19 protein-coding genes are annotated in these 17,229 nt (G+C 67.2%); 10 read left to right on the top strand and 9 right to left on the bottom strand.

Annotated features, from left to right (window positions below; genetic code table 11):
- The first annotated feature begins 272 nt into the window (after positions 1-272).
- Positions 273-1,463 (top strand): MinD/ParA family protein, encoded by a 1,191-nt coding sequence (locus tag KXD97_RS08020; protein ID WP_396884819.1) that lies wholly within the window; start codon positions 273-275, stop codon positions 1,461-1,463.
- Here KXD97_RS08020 and KXD97_RS08015 read toward each other — a convergent pair.
- Positions 1,447-2,193 carry a helix-turn-helix transcriptional regulator gene (locus KXD97_RS08015; protein WP_260756204.1) on the bottom strand — a complete coding sequence of 249 codons (747 nt, stop codon included), beginning with the start codon at positions 2,191-2,193 and terminating at the stop codon, positions 1,447-1,449. The two genes, KXD97_RS08020 and KXD97_RS08015, sit on opposite strands and share 17 nt — an antisense overlap.
- Positions 2,194-2,522: 329 nt before the next feature.
- Here KXD97_RS08015 and KXD97_RS08010 point away from each other — a divergent pair, with 329 nt between their 5' ends.
- On the top strand, positions 2,523-2,816 hold the full coding sequence (locus tag KXD97_RS08010; protein ID WP_260756203.1) for a WhiB family transcriptional regulator: 294 nt from the start codon (positions 2,523-2,525) through the stop codon (positions 2,814-2,816).
- Positions 2,817-3,124: 308 nt separating this feature from the next.
- Here the strand turns inward: KXD97_RS08010 and KXD97_RS08005 are convergent, their stop codons facing one another.
- From KXD97_RS08005 to KXD97_RS33080, 4 genes are all read right to left on the bottom strand, one after another.
- The gene (locus KXD97_RS08005; RefSeq protein WP_260756202.1) at positions 3,125-4,153 is read right to left on the bottom strand and encodes a hypothetical protein; all 1,029 of its coding nucleotides are present in this window, start codon (positions 4,151-4,153) and stop codon (positions 3,125-3,127) included.
- 174 nt (positions 4,154-4,327) lie between these two features.
- Entirely contained in the window at positions 4,328-5,845 is a 1,518-nt protein-coding gene (locus KXD97_RS08000; RefSeq protein WP_260756201.1) for a hypothetical protein, read from the bottom strand.
- A 560-nt stretch (positions 5,846-6,405) separates the two neighbouring features.
- Positions 6,406-7,962 carry an acyl-CoA carboxylase subunit beta gene (locus KXD97_RS07995; protein ID WP_260756200.1) on the bottom strand — a complete coding sequence of 519 codons (1,557 nt, stop codon included), beginning with the start codon at positions 7,960-7,962 and terminating at the stop codon, positions 6,406-6,408.
- On the bottom strand, positions 7,955-8,242 hold the full coding sequence (locus KXD97_RS33080) for a DivIVA domain-containing protein (protein WP_313901361.1): 288 nt from the start codon (positions 8,240-8,242) through the stop codon (positions 7,955-7,957). The genes KXD97_RS07995 and KXD97_RS33080 overlap by 8 nt, the downstream gene beginning before the upstream one ends.
- An 83-nt stretch (positions 8,243-8,325) precedes the next feature.
- Between KXD97_RS33080 and KXD97_RS07980 the strand changes: the two genes are divergently transcribed.
- The 4 genes from KXD97_RS07980 to KXD97_RS07965 all read left to right on the top strand — a co-directional run bounded on the left by KXD97_RS07980 (position 8,326) and on the right by KXD97_RS07965 (position 10,943).
- Entirely contained in the window at positions 8,326-8,769 is a 444-nt protein-coding gene (locus KXD97_RS07980) for an EVE domain-containing protein (RefSeq protein WP_260756199.1), read from the top strand.
- Positions 8,766-9,731 (top strand): pirin family protein, encoded by a 966-nt coding sequence (locus tag KXD97_RS07975; protein ID WP_260756198.1) that lies wholly within the window; start codon positions 8,766-8,768, stop codon positions 9,729-9,731. Before KXD97_RS07980 ends, KXD97_RS07975 begins: the two co-directional genes overlap by 4 nt.
- A gap of 8 nt (positions 9,732-9,739) precedes the next feature.
- Complete coding sequence (locus KXD97_RS07970; protein ID WP_260756197.1) at positions 9,740-10,072, top strand: GNAT family N-acetyltransferase; 333 nt, start codon at positions 9,740-9,742, stop codon at positions 10,070-10,072.
- Positions 10,073-10,133: 61 nt separating this feature from the next.
- Positions 10,134-10,943: a thioesterase family protein gene (locus tag KXD97_RS07965; RefSeq protein WP_260756196.1), complete on the top strand. Its 810-nt coding sequence runs from the start codon at positions 10,134-10,136 to the stop codon at positions 10,941-10,943.
- Between the two features lie 12 nt (positions 10,944-10,955).
- Here KXD97_RS07965 and KXD97_RS07960 read toward each other — a convergent pair whose 3' ends face one another.
- Complete coding sequence (locus KXD97_RS07960; protein WP_260756195.1) at positions 10,956-11,456, bottom strand: pyridoxamine 5'-phosphate oxidase family protein; 501 nt, start codon at positions 11,454-11,456, stop codon at positions 10,956-10,958.
- Between the two features lie 270 nt (positions 11,457-11,726).
- Here KXD97_RS07960 and KXD97_RS07955 point away from each other — a divergent pair, with 270 nt between their 5' ends.
- Together KXD97_RS07955 and KXD97_RS07950 are read left to right on the top strand one after the other, a co-directional pair.
- On the top strand, positions 11,727-12,920 hold the full coding sequence (locus KXD97_RS07955; RefSeq protein WP_260756194.1) for an ISL3 family transposase: 1,194 nt from the start codon (positions 11,727-11,729) through the stop codon (positions 12,918-12,920).
- Between the two features lie 37 nt (positions 12,921-12,957).
- Positions 12,958-13,176, top strand: coding sequence for a DUF3072 domain-containing protein (locus KXD97_RS07950; protein WP_260756193.1), 219 nt, complete (start codon positions 12,958-12,960; stop codon positions 13,174-13,176).
- Positions 13,177-13,211: 35 nt separating this feature from the next.
- On the opposite strand, the gene KXD97_RS07945 is transcribed toward KXD97_RS07950, so the two are convergent.
- Positions 13,212-14,066, bottom strand: a complete 855-nt coding sequence (locus KXD97_RS07945) for an SDR family NAD(P)-dependent oxidoreductase (RefSeq protein WP_260756192.1) — start codon at positions 14,064-14,066, stop codon at positions 13,212-13,214.
- Positions 14,067-14,274: 208 nt separating this feature from the next.
- Between KXD97_RS07945 and KXD97_RS07940 the strand changes: the two genes are divergently transcribed.
- Positions 14,275-14,886, top strand: coding sequence for a TetR/AcrR family transcriptional regulator (locus KXD97_RS07940; RefSeq protein WP_260756191.1), 612 nt, complete (start codon positions 14,275-14,277; stop codon positions 14,884-14,886).
- A 65-nt stretch (positions 14,887-14,951) separates the two neighbouring features.
- Here the strand turns inward: KXD97_RS07940 and KXD97_RS07935 are convergent, their stop codons facing one another.
- Positions 14,952-16,055 (bottom strand): hypothetical protein, encoded by a 1,104-nt coding sequence (locus KXD97_RS07935; RefSeq protein ID WP_260756190.1) that lies wholly within the window; start codon positions 16,053-16,055, stop codon positions 14,952-14,954.
- A gap of 448 nt (positions 16,056-16,503) precedes the next feature.
- On the opposite strand from KXD97_RS07935, the gene KXD97_RS07930 reads away from it, so the two are divergent.
- A complete protein-coding gene (locus KXD97_RS07930) occupies positions 16,504-16,923 on the top strand; it encodes a ChaB family protein (protein WP_260756189.1) in 420 nt (139 codons plus the stop codon).
- Here KXD97_RS07930 and KXD97_RS07925 read toward each other — a convergent pair.
- A complete protein-coding gene (locus KXD97_RS07925) occupies positions 16,920-17,189 on the bottom strand; it encodes a YdeI/OmpD-associated family protein (RefSeq protein WP_098002373.1) in 270 nt (89 codons plus the stop codon). The genes KXD97_RS07930 and KXD97_RS07925 overlap by 4 nt on opposite strands.
- Between the last annotated feature and the right edge of the window lie 40 nt (positions 17,190-17,229).

The raw sequence follows: 17,229 nt of genomic DNA, 5'->3' as shown, positions 1-17,229 counted from the left end.
TGCTCGCCGCGGATGGACTCAGAGTTCACCCTGAACGGCCCTACAGCAATGGCTACCGATAGCGGGAACTGCACCATTGCCACTCCCGCTAACGTTCGTGGCCAGGGACACGAGGCCGTTCGGATGCACTTGCCGGAGGTCGGCACCGCCCCACGTACAGCCGCACCAGCCGGCGTCAGCCCCTCCCCATCGCAACGTCTATGAGTTTGCTGAAAGTTGCGCACGGTTAGTCTGGTGCGGCGATGCCATAAACACCGAAGAGGAGGCGTGTGGTGACCGACCGCGATGATCTTCGGCGGGACCACCCGACCGATCCCGGCGACCCCGCCGAACAGACCCGGATGATGCCGCCGCCGGCCCCGGCCCGGGCGGCGGATGCGCACCGCCAGCCCACCCCGCCTCGGCCCGCACCGCAGCGTCGAGCCGACGGTCGTCCGCCGCAGCGCCCGCAGGGCTGGGTACCGCAGCCGCCTCCGCTGTCGTATCCCCCACCCGCCGAAGAGCCCTGGACCGCGCCCCAGCCGACGACGTTCGCCGACTGGATCCGCCCCGACGAGCTGGTCCCCGCCCGTAAGACCGCCCCGGGGGGCGGGTGGCGCCGGGCTGTCTACAAGGCCAGTTTCGGACTGATCAACCTCGGCCCGTCACCGGAGGACAAACGCATCGCCGCACTCGAGGCCGTCATCCGGGGCCCGCTGCGCGGCAATTTCAAGATCGGCGTGATGGGCAAGGGCGGCGTCGGCAAGACCACCGTGTCCGCGGCCATCGGATCGGTCCTGGCCGAGCTGCGCCAGGACGTGCGCGTCGTCGCCGTCGACGCGGACACCGCGTTCGGAAAGCTGGGCAGTCGGGTCGACCCGAAGGCGCAGGGATCGTTCTGGGAGCTCGCCGGCGACCAGCACCTCGACACCTTCGCCGATGTCCGGAACCGGCTGGGCTGCAATGCCGCCGGGCTTTTCGTGCTCGCCGGTGAGGGCACCCCGGCGCGCCGTCGGGTGCTCGATCCGGCGATCTACCGTGAAGCGGTCGCCCGCCTCGACCGTCACTTCACCATCTCGGTCATCGACTGCAGTTCCACGATGGATTCGCCGGTGACCCAGGAGGCGCTGCGCGACCTCGACGCGCTGGTCGTGGTGTCCTCGCCGTGGGTCGACGGCGCGGCCGCGGCCGGTCAGACCCTCGACTGGCTGGCCGCGCGCGGCATGACCACCCTGCTGCAGCGCACCGTGGTGCTGCTCAACGATTCCGACGGCCACGCCGACAAGCGCACCAGAAAGCTTCTGACGCAACAGTTCTCTTCACATGGCCAGCACGTCATCGAGGTACCGTTCGACGGGCAGCTGCGGCCCGGCGGGGTGATCGACGGGACGAGTGAGATGTCGGCTCCGACCCGGAAGAAGTTCGTCGAGGTGGCCGCCGCGCTGGCGGGGTTCTTTCCCGCGCAGGTCACGCGATCTGGCTGACGAGCGCCTCGATCGCGGCGATGTCGGCGGGCGAGAGAGCTTCGTCGGCCTCGGCCTGCTGGATCGTCTGCTCGGAAACGCCTGCCGCCTGCGCGGTTTCGGCGACCGTGAGGTTGGCCCCGCGCCGAGCCGCGTAGAGCCGCTGTCCGAGCGTGGCCAGCGGTGCACGGGCGGCCCGCAGCATCAGGTCGTCGTACAGGCCGCGCACCGTGCTGAGCGCCTTGATCAACGCCGGTGTCACGCGGCCGATGCGCGCGGCCCGGGCGGCCACCGCTTCGAGCTGCCGGAGATCGGCCAGGATCGCGCTGACCCGGGGCACGAACGTGCTGTCGTCCTCGGGCGGCAGTGACGCCACCGTCGCAGCGAACGCGTTGACGGCGGTGATCACCGCCTGGGCGATCAGCGACACCTCGTCACTGCCGGCCGGGGACCCCGGCGCCGCAGTACCCGGTGCGGCACCGGGCCGCACCGGCTCACCCCGCCGGATCGCGGCGATGGCGCCGGGTGGCCACTGCAGGATCTCCTCGAGCCGCGCCCGGGTCCGCTCCCGTGGCCAGCTGCGTCCCTTCTCGAACGCGATCAGCGCGCCGGCGTTGATGACGCCGTCGGCGGCGAGACTGCGCTGGCTGATGTTCAGTTCGCGCCGGCGGGCCGCGGCCGCCGCGCCGGCCCGGACCATGCCGGGGTCCAACGCACCGGTCGACTCCTCGACCGGCTCGGCGTTCGTCATCACCCGGGTCCCTCAGCTGTGTGATCGGCGCACTCTCGTGGTGCGCGTCGTAGTGAGCAATGTAGTGGCGTACCGGGGCGCCGAACGCGCCGGGGCATGTCCAAACTACATCACTTCTTCGGTCTATACCGCATCAATGCAACAGATTCCTGCCCCTTCTTGCGACGCTCGCTGAGCGGCATTCCTGCTGGAAAATACGGCTAAGTTGACAGAAGGCACCGTGCTCGCGACAGGTAACCGCTGCAGTAACTGTTGCACTGCTACGGTTTGGTCGGTTACGTTGTCCTCCATCGCGGTGACCCCGCCGCAGCGCACAGAGGAGCACAACGATGAACGCAAAGTCGTGGGACGACACGCCGGTCGGCGAGTGCACCAGGGACCCCGAGCGCTGGACCACCACCGCGGACGACGAGGCGAAGGCGATTTGCCGTTCCTGCCCGCGGCGCTGGCTGTGCGCCCGGGAGGCCTGCGAGTCGCCGCGCGCTGAAGGCCTGTGGGCGGGCATCTACGTCCCGGAGGGCGGCCGTGGCCGGACCTTCGCGTTGCGACAGCTCAAGTCGCTGGCCGAGCAGAACGGCTACCCCGTCGGAGAGCGCCGGGTCTATTACGCCGAAAGTGCGTGACGAGCGGCTCGTCCGCCGCCGGGCTCGGGGGGTCGGCGGCGGACGCGGCCCGGAATACATCCGGACGCCCGCCGGTTACATCATCCGACGGTGCCGGGCATGCCCCGGGCCCCATACACAATCGTCGCTTCGAGCGACCACTCGCCGAGAGGCGCAGGCGGCACCGTCACCGCCCACCTGGTTTCTCTTCACCAGGTGTCGATGAACCGGCTCCCCACAGGAGCCGGTTTTTTCGTGCCCATCTCCGCTGCGGCGAAGGTGGCGGCGATCACCGCGCGGGTCTCGGCCGGGTCGTGAGGAACGCCTGGCTAACCTTCCGGAAGCTCGTCGAGCACGCGAGGCCTGTTCAATGCTGTGAGCATCTGCCACATCTGCTTCTCGTAACCTGTTGTCCGCTTGGCCAACTCGTGCTGAGCGCGTGAAACGGACGTGGGGTTGGACCCGCCCAATGCCGCGCCCTCGATGAGCAGTTTGCGCGCATCTGTGAGCCGACCTTGGAGGGCACGCAGCCTCGCCATTTGAATCGACCAATTGCGGTCGTCGGGCCAATTGTTCGGAACCAGGTCCATGGCGAGGCGTAGGGCGTTGTGCGAGAGGCATACGGAGAACAGACTGATGGCCTGTTTGTGACCCCACCTGCGGACCATCGACGCCAGATCTGCTTCTCTGTCCGTATCCGGGAACGCGCCGACGTTGATGATGACTTCGCTCGGCAGAGCATCGATCATGCGCCCCATGTCGTGGCCGTCGATCGCCCGCAGTGCGCCCCGGGGCTCAAAATTGACTGCACGAAGAAGACTCTCCCAACCACGGCTGATGCCGTCGGCCCGCCTTTGCGGGTCGCTTTCGAGCGACGAACGGAGAATACAGATCGATGCCTGCGCCACCGAGGCATCACCGGCGCACCATGCGCTATCTCCGAGTAGACGCACGAGCAGGGGCTCGAACTTGTCCCCGTCGAGCGCTTGTAAGGCCTCCCTGATCGTCTGCGGGCTGAGATGTCCCCCGACCGCGTCCGTTCTCAACAACAGTTGAGCGGCCAGACTCGAGTCCCTGACGCGCGCGGTTTTCCAGGCTGACCGGACGAACGTCCACATGGGCTCGACCATATGCGGTACCCGCTCAGGCAGGTAGTTTCGGGCGAGTTTGAAGAGTGCTGCCCACAGGGTACCCGCCTGCCCTCCTGCTGCCCTGCCCGAATTCAACAGTGTCAGAACCACATCGGTGACTTCATCAACCCGGTCGGCCGCACGTGTCTCCCACAGGCGCATGTACTCGCCGCGCAGGCTGTCCACCATGTTCTGGTCGGCGTTCGGCGGATCCCACTTCGATTGCATCGTGACGCGGTGCCGGCGCTGCCCGATGCACCTTTCGCACAGAGCCAACAGCGACTTTCCATCGGCCGGGGACAGCCTGTCTTGATCAATCAACAGGTCCCGCAGCCAGATTCGTGGTCCAGGCTGAGGGTCCCGTATCAGGCGCGTCGCGATGATCTGAGCGCTGTTCTTAATCTACAGGATCTCTTCTGCGTCGGGGTGCCGACGTATGAAGTTGAGCGCGGTGTGAAATGTCGGTACCCCGAGGACGCCGCCCGACCGGCCCTGACACAGTTCGAGAACGTCCGCCCACTGCTCTATCGGGATCATTTTCGCGGCTGTCGCCACAGCGTCGTCAGACATCTCGCGCTCTGACTCGCCGGTGACGAACGCGATTACTGCACCGAAATCGGGATTGGTCTGGAGGATGTGATCCTGAACCGCGTCGCGCAGCTGGGCGAAGGCGGCATCGCTACCCGGCGGAATCGCCGATGCCCAAGCCAAAAGCGCCCCTCGGTCGATTTCGTCGTGAATGCAGTTCACGATCGTTGTGAAGCCGCGTTCCACCGCCTCTCGCGCCACTTGGGGTTCAGCGATTCGAATCACCTGGCGGGTGAACACGCGTTCCGGGGCTTTGGTCGCGTTGACCACGCCGAGGACTGCGTCGATGTTTCGGCCGATCTCCCAATCGAAGCTGGCCTTGTCGACGACGTGGTGTTTCTTCCACTCGCTCATCGCGAGATTCATCACTGCCTGGTCCTCGATCCACACCGCCGACGCCTCGCCGGCGGAATCGAAGATCGGGCGGGACTGAAGCCAGGGCTCGAGTTCTTCGATGACGGGAGTGTTGACGGCTCTTCGCAGGACAGAAACCGGTACCAGGACATCGTGCGTCCCACACCATGTCAACAAGGACACTGCGAGCTCGATATCGTGGCCCTCGAAGCGCAGGTCAACGAGTTGGAGAGCTAAGTCCAGTGGGGGCGGCTCGCCTTTCAAGATGCGATACGCCGACCGGAAATTGCACCGATTGAGTTGGTTCTGGCGGTCCTTCGGTAACCGAGGCGCTTGCAGCACATCCGCCAGTTGCCCGAGCTGCTCAGCGTCCGGCCGGTCAGCCAGGGTCACCGGCTCGTACTGGCGGCCTCCGATACCCAGGAACGTTGTCGCGCCACGGCGTCTCGAAAAGGAGCCCAGCGCCAGGATGCCCGATCCCCGGCAGTTGTAGACCGGTCTCACTGCCCCCTGCAGATCAGCGTCATCGATTATCAGGACGCTTTTCCGATCGGTGGGCAGCACCCGACGCAGATCGGTCTGCGCGAACCGCATGTAGTCGTCGGCGACAAAGATGTCCTCAAACCCTTTGTCCGCGAGCTCGAATGCGACGGCCATCATCAGTGTGCTGCGACCCGTCCCGTGCTTTCCGTACAGCGCGACCGTTTGAGGAGCATGCGGGTCGTCGTTCAGGAAGCGCTCGGCAGACTCGGCGATCAGTGTCGACTCCGGTCGAGGGAGCGCGAGCCCTGACGCGAGCAGGCGAGTGGCGTGCGCACCCGCGCTGTTCAGGTGGAAGGCCAAGGCTTTCTCGCGCCAGCTCGACCAGTGCCAGATCCCCGCGTCGCGCGTTGATCCATCGACAACGTTCAGGCTCTGGTTGATATCGCGCCCGGCGCGGGCACCCTCGATCTTCTGGCTGTAGGCCGGGTGGATCATTGGCTCTGTTCGACGTCGCGATCAGTCACCACACCAGCGATACGCTGATCCGTCGGGGTCGAGCTGCGCTGTCGGACACTTCCCCCGGCTCGGACACCCCGGATGCTTTGGGCCGCCGACGCCGACGTGTCTTCATCCGTCTGCCGCCCTCGGCGCCGCCGGCCCACCGCCCAGATGGCGGGCAGAGCCAGTAGGCAGGCACCGACACCGGCAACCTTCGATGCGGTGTCCAAATCGAGGACAGACCACACGACCAGAATGACGACTACGGCAACCGACGCTGCTGCCCGGATCAGAGTCCCCACGTGCGGCATTAGCTCTCCCCCTTCAGCTATAGACAACTCAGGGTACGAGACGCTCAGATCGCTTGCACTGCAGATTCGGCAGAATGCGCCGATTTCGGGTCGGCGGCGGACGCGGCCCGGAATACAACCAGCCGCCCGCCGGTTACATCATGCGACGGTGCCGGGCATGCCCCGGGCCCCATCCACAATCGTCGCTTCGAGCGACCACTCGCCGAGAGGCGCAGGCGGCACCGTCACCGCCCACCTGGTTTCTCTTCACCAGGTGTCGATGAACCGGCTCCCCACAGGAGCCGGTTTTTTTGTGCCCATCTCCGCTGCGGCGAAGGTGGCCGCGATCACCGCGCGGGTTTCGGCCGGGTCGATCACATCGTCGATCTCGAACAGCATCGCGGCATTCAGCGCTTTGGCGTTCTCCTGTGCCGCCGCGGTGGCCGCTCGAACGCGTTCCTCGCGCTCCTGCTCATCGTCGATGGCGTCGAGTTCCTTGCGCATCCCCAGCCGGACCGCGCCCTCTAAGCCCATCGGACCCAGGTGCGCGCCCGGCCACGCCACCGTCAGCACCGGCTCGTGCAGGCTGCCCCCGGCCATCGCCTGCGCGCCCAGCCCGTACCCGCGCCGCAGGATCACCGCGACCATCGGCACGCGAAGTGCGGCGCCCGCCACCAGCATCCGCGACGCGCGGCGCACCAGCGACTCCGCCTCGGCGGCCGGGCCCACCATGTAGCCCGGACAGTCGATCAGCGACACCACCGGCAGCCCGAACCCGTCGCACAACTGCAGGAACCGGGCGGCCTTGTCCGACGCGGCCGCGGTGATGGCGCCGGCGGTGAAGCGGGTGTCGTTGGCGATCACCCCGACCGGCCTGCCCTCGATGCGCGCCAGCGCGGTCACCATCTCGCGGGCGAACTTCGGCCGCAGGAACGTCAAGGAGTCCTCGTCGGCGAGGGTCTCGATGACGGGGGCGACGTCGTAGGCGCGGCGGGCACGTTCGGGCACCGCGGTGCGCAGCACCGTCTGGTCCGGAGCGGTCCACGGGTCGACCGGGCCCGAGAAGTATCCGAGCAGCTTCTTGGTCACCGCGACGGCGGCGGCTTCGTCGTCGACGACCACGTCGACGTTGCCGTTGGGTTCCTGCGTCGTCATCGGCCCGACCTCGTCGGGTGGCACGTTGCCGAGGCCGCCGCCGGCGATCATCGCCGGCCCACCCATGCCGAGCGACGCGTCGCGGGTGGCGACGATCAGATCGGAAGCGCCTGCGATGACGGCGTTTCCGGCGAAACAGCGGCCGTTGACGATCGCGATGCGCGGCACGACGCCGGAGAGTTTGGCCCACAGCGCGAACGCGCGGGTGTCGAGTGCGGAGACCACGGGGTAGTCGGTGTCGCCGGGGCGGCCGCCACCACCTTCGGCGAAGAACACCGTCGGCAGCTGCATGCGCTCGATCAGCTCGAACAGCCGGTCCTTCTTGCGATGGCCCAGCGCGCCCTGGGTGCCGGCGAGCACGGTGTAGTCGTAGGACAGCACTGCGCAGGGACGCCCGTCGACGCGGGCGGTGCCGGCCACCAGTCCGTCGGCGGGGGTGCGGGCGACCAGCTCTTCGACGTCGCGGCGCATCCGCTGCGGCGCGATGGCAAACCGGCCGTACTCGACGAACGTGCCGGGGTCGACGAGATCGTCGACGTTCTCGCGGGCGGTGCGGCCACCGCGGGCGTGCCTGCGTTCCACGGCGTCCGGACGCGCGGCGTCCTCGGTGAGCGCACGGCGGCGCCGCAGTTCGGCCAGGTCGCCGCGGATCGGTTCCGGGTCAGGCATCGAGTTCGGGTTGCGCATCGAGTTCGGCGATGGCTGTGGCGATCTCGGCGAGCAGGGCGTCGACCTGCTCCTCGTTGAAACCCCGCTTGCCGAACGGCGGCTTGTTGAAGCGCACGTTGCGCACGTCCTCGGCGGTCAGATGCCCGCGCCCGTCCAGGCGGCGCGCGCACAACGCCAGGAAATCGGCGACCGCCTTCTCGTTGTAGCCGCGCTTGCCCCACGGCGGCTTCTCGAAGGTGATGCTGCGCAGATAGTCGGCCGTGACGGCGCCGTCGCTCATGGCGTCAGAGTAGTGCCCGAGTTATCCACAGGGCGGGCGGTCGGCCCCTGGGGAATGTCGGGCCGCGGGCATAGCGTGCGGTCATGACGAACTGGATCAACACGGTCAGCCGCGACCACGTCGAGCGCGGTGTTCGCGGCCGTTTCACTCAGGCCAACCACGGCAAGCCGCACATGCTGCGCAAGATGTCCCGGGGCGACTGGATTGTCTTTTACTCCCCCAAGACCGCGTATCCCGACGGGGAACCGCTGCAGGCGTTCACCGCGATCGGTCAGGTCGCCGACGACGAGCCCTATCAGGCAGAGATAACGCCGGACTTTCAACCGTGGCGTCGCAACGTGGACTTCCTCGACTGTGTCGAGACGCCGATCCGGCCGCTGCTCGGCGATCTCGACTTCATCGAGGACAAATCCCGGTGGGGCTACAAGTTCCGCTTCGGCGTCTTCCGGATCGACGACCACGACCTCGAGGTGATCCATTCGGCGATGGTCCGCCCGAACGCAGAGGAGACTACTGTGAACCGATGAGCAACACCGATCTGGCGCCTCCTGAAATCAATTGCGCGGCCGCGGGATTCGCGGGTGTCCTGCACCCGCGCGAGGTCCCGCTGGGCGGTCCGCGGGCCATCCGGGTCCGGCGCACGCTTCCGCAACGGGAACGGTCGCTGATCGGCGCGTGGTGCTTCGCCGATCACTACGGCCCGCACAACGTGCGCGCAGGCACGGGTATGGACGTACCTCCGCACCCGCACACCGGGCTGCAGACGGTGAGCTGGCTGTTCAGCGGCGAGGTCGAACACCGTGACAGCGCCGGCGTGCACGCGATGGTGCGGCCGGGCGAGCTGAATTTGATGACCGCAGGCGCGGGCATCTGCCACTCCGAGGTCTCCACGGCGTCGACGACCGTCCTGCACGGCGCGCAGCTGTGGGTCGCGCTGCCCGAGTCCGACCGCGACACCGGCCGCGACTTCGCGCACTACGCGCCCGCTCCTGGGCACACCGGCGGCGTGACCACCAGGGTGTTCCTCGGCGAACTCGACGGCCACCGCTCGCCCGTGCACACCTTCACCCCGCTGCTCGGGGCGCAGTTGGACCTAGAGCCGGGCGTCGACGTAACCCTCGACATCGACCGGGATTTCGAACACGGCGTGCTCGTCGACCAGGGCGACGTCCAGGCCTGCGGCTCCCGCCTCGCCGTCGCCGACCTCGCGTTCCAGGGCGCCGGCCACCACCGGCTGCACCTGCACAACCGCGGGGACACCCCGGCCCGGGTGTTGCTGCTCGGCGGCACCCCGTTCACCGAAGAACTGATCATGTGGTGGAACTTCGTCGGTCGCAGCCACGACGACATCGTCAGATACCGCGAACAGTGGCAGAACCACGACGACCGCTTCGGCGCCGTCGAGGGTTACCGCGGCACCACGACCAGACTGCCCGCGCCACCACTGCCGAACGCCACCCTGCGTCCCCGCCCCCATCCCGGGGTATAGAGGAGGCCATGACCACCGACAAGAACGGCGCCCCCACCGAGGTCACCGACGACTCGGACCGCTTCACCATCTCCGTCGACGGCACGAAAGCCGGCTTCACCGAGTACATCGACCACGACGGACAGCGCATCTTCCCGCACACCGAGATCGACGACGCGTTCAGCGGGCGCGGCCTGGCGACGATTCTGGTGCAGCAGGCGCTGGAGGCCACCCGTGCCGCGGGGCTGCGGATCGTGCCGGTGTGTTCGATGGTCGCCGGCTTCATCGACAAGCACCCCGAGTTCAACGACCTCGTCGATCCCGTCACCGCCGACGTCAAGCGGATCCTGTCCCGGCGCTGACCGCGACACCACCGGTGGGCTGCGCTGACCCGACCCGGGCGCGGCCGCTATCGTCGCCGCGGTGAGCAGCCGGGCTTTCTTCGTCGCCGACGGTGGCGCGTTCCGTCCCACCGACTGGGCCCGCGGCCCCTGGGGCCAGACCATCAGCGGCAACTACGTCGGTGGGCTGCTCGGCCACGTCATCGAGCGGGACGCCGGAGATCCCGAGCTGCAACCGGCCCGCCTCACCGTCGACCTGTTCCGGCCGGCCGCGCTCGCCGAACCCGTGCGTGTGCAGACCACCGTGGTCCGGGAGGGCCGGCGCCTCAAACTGGTCGACGCCGTCATGACGCAGTCGGGCGCCGTCGTCGCCCGGGCCAACGCCCTGTTCCTGCGCCGCGGCGAGCAGCCGCCGGGCGAGCGGTTCAGCACCCGAGTGACGATGCCGCCCATCCCGTCCCACGCCGACTCCGTTCCCGACGACATCGTCACGGTGGTGTGGACTTACGGCAAGGACGGTGACACCCCGAGCCTGGGGCTCGGCGCGTGGGCGCACGAGGGCCCGAAGTACATCTGGACCCGGGAACTGGGCCCGATCGTCGGCGGCACCGAGCTGACACCGTTCACGCGGGCGGCGCTCGCCGGTGACATGGCGAGCTCACTGACCCACTTCGGCGCCGACGGGCTGCCGTTCATCAACGCCGACTACACGCTGACGCTGAGCCGGCTGCCGGAAGGGCCCTACCTCGGACTGGCTGCGCTGACCCACGACAGCCACGCCGGTGTCGCGACCGGCACCGCGGTGGTGGTCGACGAGGTCGGACCGATCGGCACGGCGACCGCCACCGCGCTGGCCAACCCCGGGTTCAACCCGCCGCGCGCGTTCAGCTGAGGTGGCGCCCGCTCAGCTGAGGTACTGTGCGGTGCTGCCCGACACCGGCATGCCCTGCATGCCGAGCTTGCGGTGATCCCAGCTGCGCATCCGGGACGGCACGGCGCGTACGCAGATCCGGTTGTTCATCATCTGGTCGACGAACGGGCGCATCTCGTCGGTGTAGGGGCCGGTGTAGCGCTCCCAGACGCTGATGCCCACGCGCAGTGAGGTTTCCGGGTCGTCGTAGATCTCGGCCCGACCGTCGATCGACACGCCGCGCAGCGTGTCGTAGGACAGGCCGTCCTCGATCATCACGGTGATCGTCGGATCCCGGCGCAGGTTCACGGCCTTCTGCGACTTGGCCTTGGTCTCGAACCAGATCTCTCCGTCGAGGACGGCGTACCACATGGCGACCAGGTGCGGCCTGCCGTACGGCAGCACGGTAGCCATGGTCGCCGTGCGGCTGCGTTCGATGAACTCGGTGATCTCGTCGTCGGTCATCACGATCTTTGCGCGTTCGTTCTTGCCCACGCGTCGATACTGGCAGGTCGGCTTTCGGGGCGTCCGTCCGCATGATCTATTCGCCCGGAGCGTTTCGAACGCACGTGGCGCTCCTAGTGTTCTAGTGGGCGCTTTTGTGCTGCTCAGCGGCGATTTTGGTTGGTGTGTAAGAGGTTCGGCGAGTCGGCTGTGAAACGGGCGACGCGCACGCGGTCGGGCCTTTAGGTTTTCGGGGTTACCACACCAACCGCAACCTTTAGGACGACTCGCGTGCGCGTCAGTACTGCATTTAACCGTCTCTTGGCCATTCCCGGAGCCACCGTCACCGAAGTCAGCATCGGCGACCGAGATGTCGAAGTGGTGCTGCGGCCCACCGCACGCCTGCTGAGCTGCCCGTGCGGCAAACGCCTCCGGTCGGTCTACGACCGGCGCCGCCGACGCTGGCGCCACCTCGATCTGGCCCATCGTCGGCTATGGCTGGTCTACGAGATCCGCCGCCTGGACTGCCCCGAGTGCGGCGTGATCACCGAGGAGCTGCCGTGGGCGCGGCCCGGTGCCCGCCACACCCGCGACTTCGAAGACACGGTGCTGTGGCTGGCCCAACGCACCGACCGCACATCGGTGGCCACGCTGATGCGCTGCGCCTGGGAAACCGTCACCGCCATCATCAACCGCGGCGTCGCCGAACTCCTCGATCAACGCCGACTCGACACCCTCTACCGCATCGGTGTCGACGAAGTCTGCTACCGCCACCCGCACCGCTACCTGACCATCATCGGCGATCACGACACCGGCACCGTCATCGACATCCAGCCCGGACGAAGCAAGGAATCACTAGCCAATTTCTATACCAGCCAACCAGATTCAATTCTCGATCGCATCGAGGCAGTAAGCATGGACTTCTCCAGCGTTTACACCAGCACCACCGCCGAGCATCTGCCAGACGCTGTCATCTGCTACGACGGCTTCCACCTGATGCAGTGGGTCAACCGAGCTCTCGATCGCGTCTATGCCGGCGCGGCCACCGGCCCCGGCCGCGCCATGATGAGCACCGCGGACTGGAAAGCCGGCCGTTGGGCGCTGCGCACTGGTGAGGACAAACTCAGCGAGTCCAAACGCGACCTGGTCAACCACATCGCCAAGACCAACCGCCATATCGGACGGGCCTGGGCACTGAAAGAACAGGTCCGAGATCTCTACCGCTACGACCATCCACCCGGTCAAGCCCGGCGACTTCTTAAAGCCTGGATCACCGCGGCCAAACGATCCCGCATTCCTGTCTTCATCTCGCTCGGCAAACGCTTTCAGGCCTACTTCGAGCCGATCCTCGCCGCCATCGAACTCGGCATATCCAACGCCCTACTCGAAGGAATCAACGCCACGACCAGGCTGATCAACGCCCGCGGATACGGCCACCACTCCGCCCAAACACTGGCCTCAATGATCTACCTCTGCCGCGGCGGACTCCACCCCCAGCTACCCACGAGAACCTGAGGAGCCGCACGCACGTGCGATTGGCATCCCGTAGCGCATGAGCGAGAACACGACACAGGCACCTCGGGAGAACGCCGAAAAGGACACCTCGCAGTGGGTCACCGGAGATGAGCCGATGACAGGTGCGCAGCGCAGCTACCTGCACACGCTGGCCCAGGAGGCCGGCGTCGAGGTTCCCGAGGACGCGACGAAGGCACAGGCCTCCGAGCTGATCGACGACCTCCAACAGCGCACCGGCCGCGGCGAACAGGGTTGAGCCCCCCGAGTTATTGGAGAAGGCGGACGGAGCGGTCAGCGCACCAGGGTGGCGCCACCGTCGAGACGGATCTGCTGGCCGGTCATGAAGCGTGACTCGTCGGCCAGCAGGAAGAGCGCCGCGCACGCGGTCTCCCACACACTGCCCCGACCCATCTTCAGCTTCACGACCTCGAGGTAAGTCGCCTCAACCTCCTCGGCTTCCAGACCGAACAGCGTCTGCGAATCATGGTTGCCGAGAATGGAATCGATGGGCCCGAGCATCAGGGTGTTGGCGCGCACACCCGCAGCGGCGAACTGCACCGCCGTCAGCTCGGTGATGTAGTTCAGGCCGCACTTGCCCAGTGCGTACGGCATGATGCCGATGTTGAGGCCCACCTCGTTCTTTAAGCTGGCGATCGACGAGAAGTTCACGATGCTGCCCGTGGTGTCGCCGTCGTTCTTCTCCATGCACTGCGCGGCGTACAGGTTGCAGTAGTAGCAGCCCAGCACGTTGACGTTGATGCCGTGGTTGAAGTCCTCGGTCGTCATCGAGTTCGCTTCGCGCTCGAACGGCGGGTTGATCGCCACGCTGTACACCATGCCGTCCACTCGGCCGCTGGTCTGCATCGTCACGTCGAAGATCTTCTGGCAGTCCTCTTTGAGGGAGACATCGGCCTGCACGGCGTAGGCGCGTCCACCCTCGGCGACGATCATGTCCACCGTCTCCTGCGCGGCGGCCCGATTACGATCGGCGGCCACCACCTCGGCGCCGTGCCGGGCCGCCAGAATGGCTGTGGCGCGGCCGTTGCCCGTTCCGGGTCCGGGCATCTGACCACCGCCCACGATGACCACCACCTTGCCGGTGAGATCAAGAGGTTTGTGCTCTCTGCGATCGAAATCGATTGCCATGCAGTTGTTCCTCCGATGTGGGCGGGTTCTCGGTGGGCGGTGATCGCGCGTTTGAGACAGCCCTCAACGGCCTCCATGGCGGCCGCCCGCAGGTCCGCCGTCGTTCGGCGTCCTGGACGATCACAAGGTTGCTTGCTGACCAATCGTACAGGAACAGCTGACCAAACGTATGGGTCAGACCAGCCGGCTGGTCAGCTACGATCGCGCTGTGAGCGGCGTGACAGCCAGGGGCGGAGTGCCCGGTTCTGCCTCCGAGACCAGTAAGCAGACCCGCGTGCGGTTGATCGAGGTCGCCATCGAACTGTTCAAGCAGCACAGCGTCGCAGGTACATCGCTGCAGATGATCTCCGAGGAACTGGGCTTGACGAAATCGGCGATCTATCACCACTTCCGGACCCGAGACGAGTTGTTGAACGCGATCCTCGAACCGGTGCTGACCGACGTGTCGGCGCTCGTCGAGGCGGCGGAGGCGCAACGCACCCCCCGTGCGCGTGCCGACCGGATGCTCGTCGGATACGCCACCTTGACCGCCGCGAACCGCGACCTGGTGTCGGTGCTCAGTGGTGACGCGCTGGTCTACGAATTGCTGCGCTCGCGAGCGGACTGGAGGTCGATCGTGACCCGGCAGATGCGGCTGCTCGCCGACGTCGAACCCGGCGTCAGCGGTCAGATCAACGCGACGATCGTGATGTCGGGATTCGCCGGGGCCGCCCGCAATGACTTCGACGACCTCGACGAGGACGCGTTCCGCGAGCATCTGATCGCCGCCGGCCGCCGGACTCTGGGTCTGCGCGCACCGCGGGGATCGGCGCCTCGGTGACCCTCTTCGGACCGGCCGGGATCAGGTGTTCCAGGCCGCCGGCAGCACGGCGCTGCTGCCGGCCGTCACGCTGCCGAGGTTGATGCTTTTTCGGGTCCGGGGTCGGGCCGCGCTGCGCTGACCGCCTGCGCCGGACCGGCGTCCTGCGCCAGCTCCGATTCCAGCTCCGGTTCGGAGTCTGCTTCTGCCTCGGGCTCTGAGTGTGACCTCGAGTCGAGCTGGTCCGGCTCTGTTTCCGTCGGCTCCGGCACGGAATTCGCCAGCTCCGGCACATTCGTCGCGGTGTCCTCGGCCACGGCCGGTCCGCCGGTCTCCGAGGTATTCGCCTTGGCGAGGAGGTCGTCCGACGGCTCGGACTTCTCACCTCCGATCTCCGACTGTGGTCCGGCCCCGCTGTCATCCGAAGGTTCTACGGCAACAGCGTGTTCAGCCCCAACCTGCGCCGTGACCGCCTCCGACTGCTCGATATGGTCGGCCGCGTCCTGGCCGATCCGGATCGCGAGCGCGATCGGCCCGGGCGCGAGGTACCCCTCGACCGTCAGCGGTGTGACGAGCCCCGGCAGATTGTCGAAGTTGCCGAACGGAGAGCCGTACCCGCCGTTGAGCACACCGTCGAGGATCCGAGCCGGAATGTTCAGCACCGCGTTGAGCAGACCGACCGGATCCAGGGCCACCGCGGCGTCGACAACCTCGTCGATCGCCACGCCGAGGGCCGCGAATCCGCCGAGGACGGGACTGAACACGATCTGGAACAACGCCCCCGGTGCGTTGGGATTGTCCATCAGGCCGTCGAAGTACTCCCAGGCACCGGCGGCGGTCACGACCGGCTGGAAGACCATTCTGCCGACGGCGGACAATGCCGCCGCCCCGTCGCCGGCGCCGATCGCGTCCCACGCCTCGACGAGCGCGTGCGCCTGCTTCTCGATGGTCAGCCGCGTCAGCGGCAGCGGGTCGGCGAAGTACGCCTCGACAAGCGCGGCGGTGTTCTCGGCCGCACGCAGCAGCACCTGCGGATAGAACTGCAGTGGGCTGGGTATCGCCGCGAGCCGCACGGCCGGGTTGATCGGCGGCGTCGCCGCGGAAGCGGGTTCGACGGGGGTGACGGCGATGACGCCTGCTCCCACCAGCGCGACCGCCGCGGTGAGAGGCGTTTTCCTGCCTGTGAACACGGGCGTCCCGCCTCTCCGAAGTCGATTGCGGCGTCATTCTAGCGGTAGGTCGTCGGCATTGCCGCGAACTTCATGATCACACCGCTCACCTTCCGCACGCCGCGAATTCACGTTTCTGCACAGAATTTATCTGCCATGCAGGGCAGCGGTTCGGCTCGGCCCAGCTTTCCGCGCAAAGCATCGCCTTGCCGTGAAGTGCTCGATTCTGCCGCACCCGCCCGCCTGTACCCCCCGCCCGCTCAATAGGGCGGCTCCTGATGTGTCGCACACCGTCGGCCGGGTACCCGTGCGGACGAAGAAACCGACCGTCCTGGACCCCCGCTATGACGACGTCGTCAACCGGCCGGCTCGGTCCGCTGGTCGACGAGACGAACACGATGGAGGTGCTGCACCGTTATGCACAGCGAATCCATTGCGCGACAACAACTCCCAGAAAGGAAGGTCAACGATGCCGAAAACCACGAAATCCGGCAAGGCCAAGCAAAGGGAGCTGCCGAGCACTCTGCAGCGCTCCGAGGAGAAGGCCCAGCGCACGTTCGCCAAGGCGCACGACGCTGCCGCCGAGGAATACGGCGAGGGTGAACGGGCGCACCGCGTCGCCTACAGCGCCCTCAAGCACAGCTACGAGAAGGTGGGCGACCACTGGGAGAAGAAGGATCAGCGCGGGCCGTCGGACGAGCGGGCCGAGAGCGGCGGGCCGCAGGCCAAGGGCGACACCGCTGAGGGCGTCAACGCGAACGCGACCAAGAAGCACCTCGTCGACCTGGCACGTCGCCTCGACATCCCCGGCCGGTCGACGATGACCAAGGACGAACTCGTCGACGAGATCAAGAAGGCCAACCGGCGGGAGAGCCGGCGCAGCCGCTAGGCCTTGCCGTTGCGCTCGCGGTGCTTGCAGCCCGGCCAGCAGCACGGCCGGCGCATGCCCTCCTCCAGTTCCTCCTGAGTGCGGCGGATCCGCCGCTCGCGGGTCTTCTGCTGTTTGGCGTCCTCGACCCAGCAGATGAACTCGTTGCGCGCCAGCGGGGTGATGTCCTGCCACGCCGCCAGCGCCGTCGCGTTCCCTGTCAGCGCGGTGCGCAGATCATCGGGAAGTTCGTGCACCACGCCGCCCGGAATCACCTGAGTGCCCATCCGCCCACATTAACTCCGCAGGCGCCGGCCCTCGATGTGG

This window comes from Mycobacterium sp. SMC-8 (genome assembly GCF_025263565.1).
Classification (GTDB): Bacteria; Actinomycetota; Actinomycetes; order Mycobacteriales; family Mycobacteriaceae; genus Mycobacterium.
The sequence above is the reverse complement of the archived record's forward strand: the minus strand, read 5'-3'. Positions and strand labels throughout refer to the sequence as shown.

Bases quoted from the DNA above. Each gene is read 5' to 3' on its own strand.
- KXD97_RS07980 (WP_260756199.1), top strand. From the start codon at position 8,326: ATGACGAACTGGATCAACACGGTCAGCCGCGACCACGTCGAGCGCGGT.
- KXD97_RS33080 (WP_313901361.1), bottom strand. From the start codon at position 8,242: ATGAGCGACGGCGCCGTCACGGCCGACTATCTGCGCAGCATCACCTTC.
- KXD97_RS08015 (WP_260756204.1), bottom strand. From the start codon at position 2,193: ATGACGAACGCCGAGCCGGTCGAGGAGTCGACCGGTGCGTTGGACCCC.
- KXD97_RS07970 (WP_260756197.1), top strand. From the start codon at position 9,740: ATGACCACCGACAAGAACGGCGCCCCCACCGAGGTCACCGACGACTCG.
- KXD97_RS07950 (WP_260756193.1), top strand. From the start codon at position 12,958: ATGAGCGAGAACACGACACAGGCACCTCGGGAGAACGCCGAAAAGGAC.
- KXD97_RS08010 (WP_260756203.1), top strand. From the start codon at position 2,523: ATGAACGCAAAGTCGTGGGACGACACGCCGGTCGGCGAGTGCACCAGG.
- KXD97_RS07945 (WP_260756192.1), bottom strand. From the start codon at position 14,066: ATGGCAATCGATTTCGATCGCAGAGAGCACAAACCTCTTGATCTCACC.
- KXD97_RS07925 (WP_098002373.1), bottom strand. From the start codon at position 17,189: ATGGGCACTCAGGTGATTCCGGGCGGCGTGGTGCACGAACTTCCCGAT.
- KXD97_RS08000 (WP_260756201.1), bottom strand. From the start codon at position 5,845: ATGATCCACCCGGCCTACAGCCAGAAGATCGAGGGTGCCCGCGCCGGG.
- KXD97_RS08005 (WP_260756202.1), bottom strand. From the start codon at position 4,153: ATGCAATCGAAGTGGGATCCGCCGAACGCCGACCAGAACATGGTGGAC.
- KXD97_RS07995 (WP_260756200.1), bottom strand. From the start codon at position 7,962: ATGCCTGACCCGGAACCGATCCGCGGCGACCTGGCCGAACTGCGGCGC.
- KXD97_RS07975 (WP_260756198.1), top strand. From the start codon at position 8,766: ATGAGCAACACCGATCTGGCGCCTCCTGAAATCAATTGCGCGGCCGCG.
- KXD97_RS07930 (WP_260756189.1), top strand. From the start codon at position 16,504: ATGCCGAAAACCACGAAATCCGGCAAGGCCAAGCAAAGGGAGCTGCCG.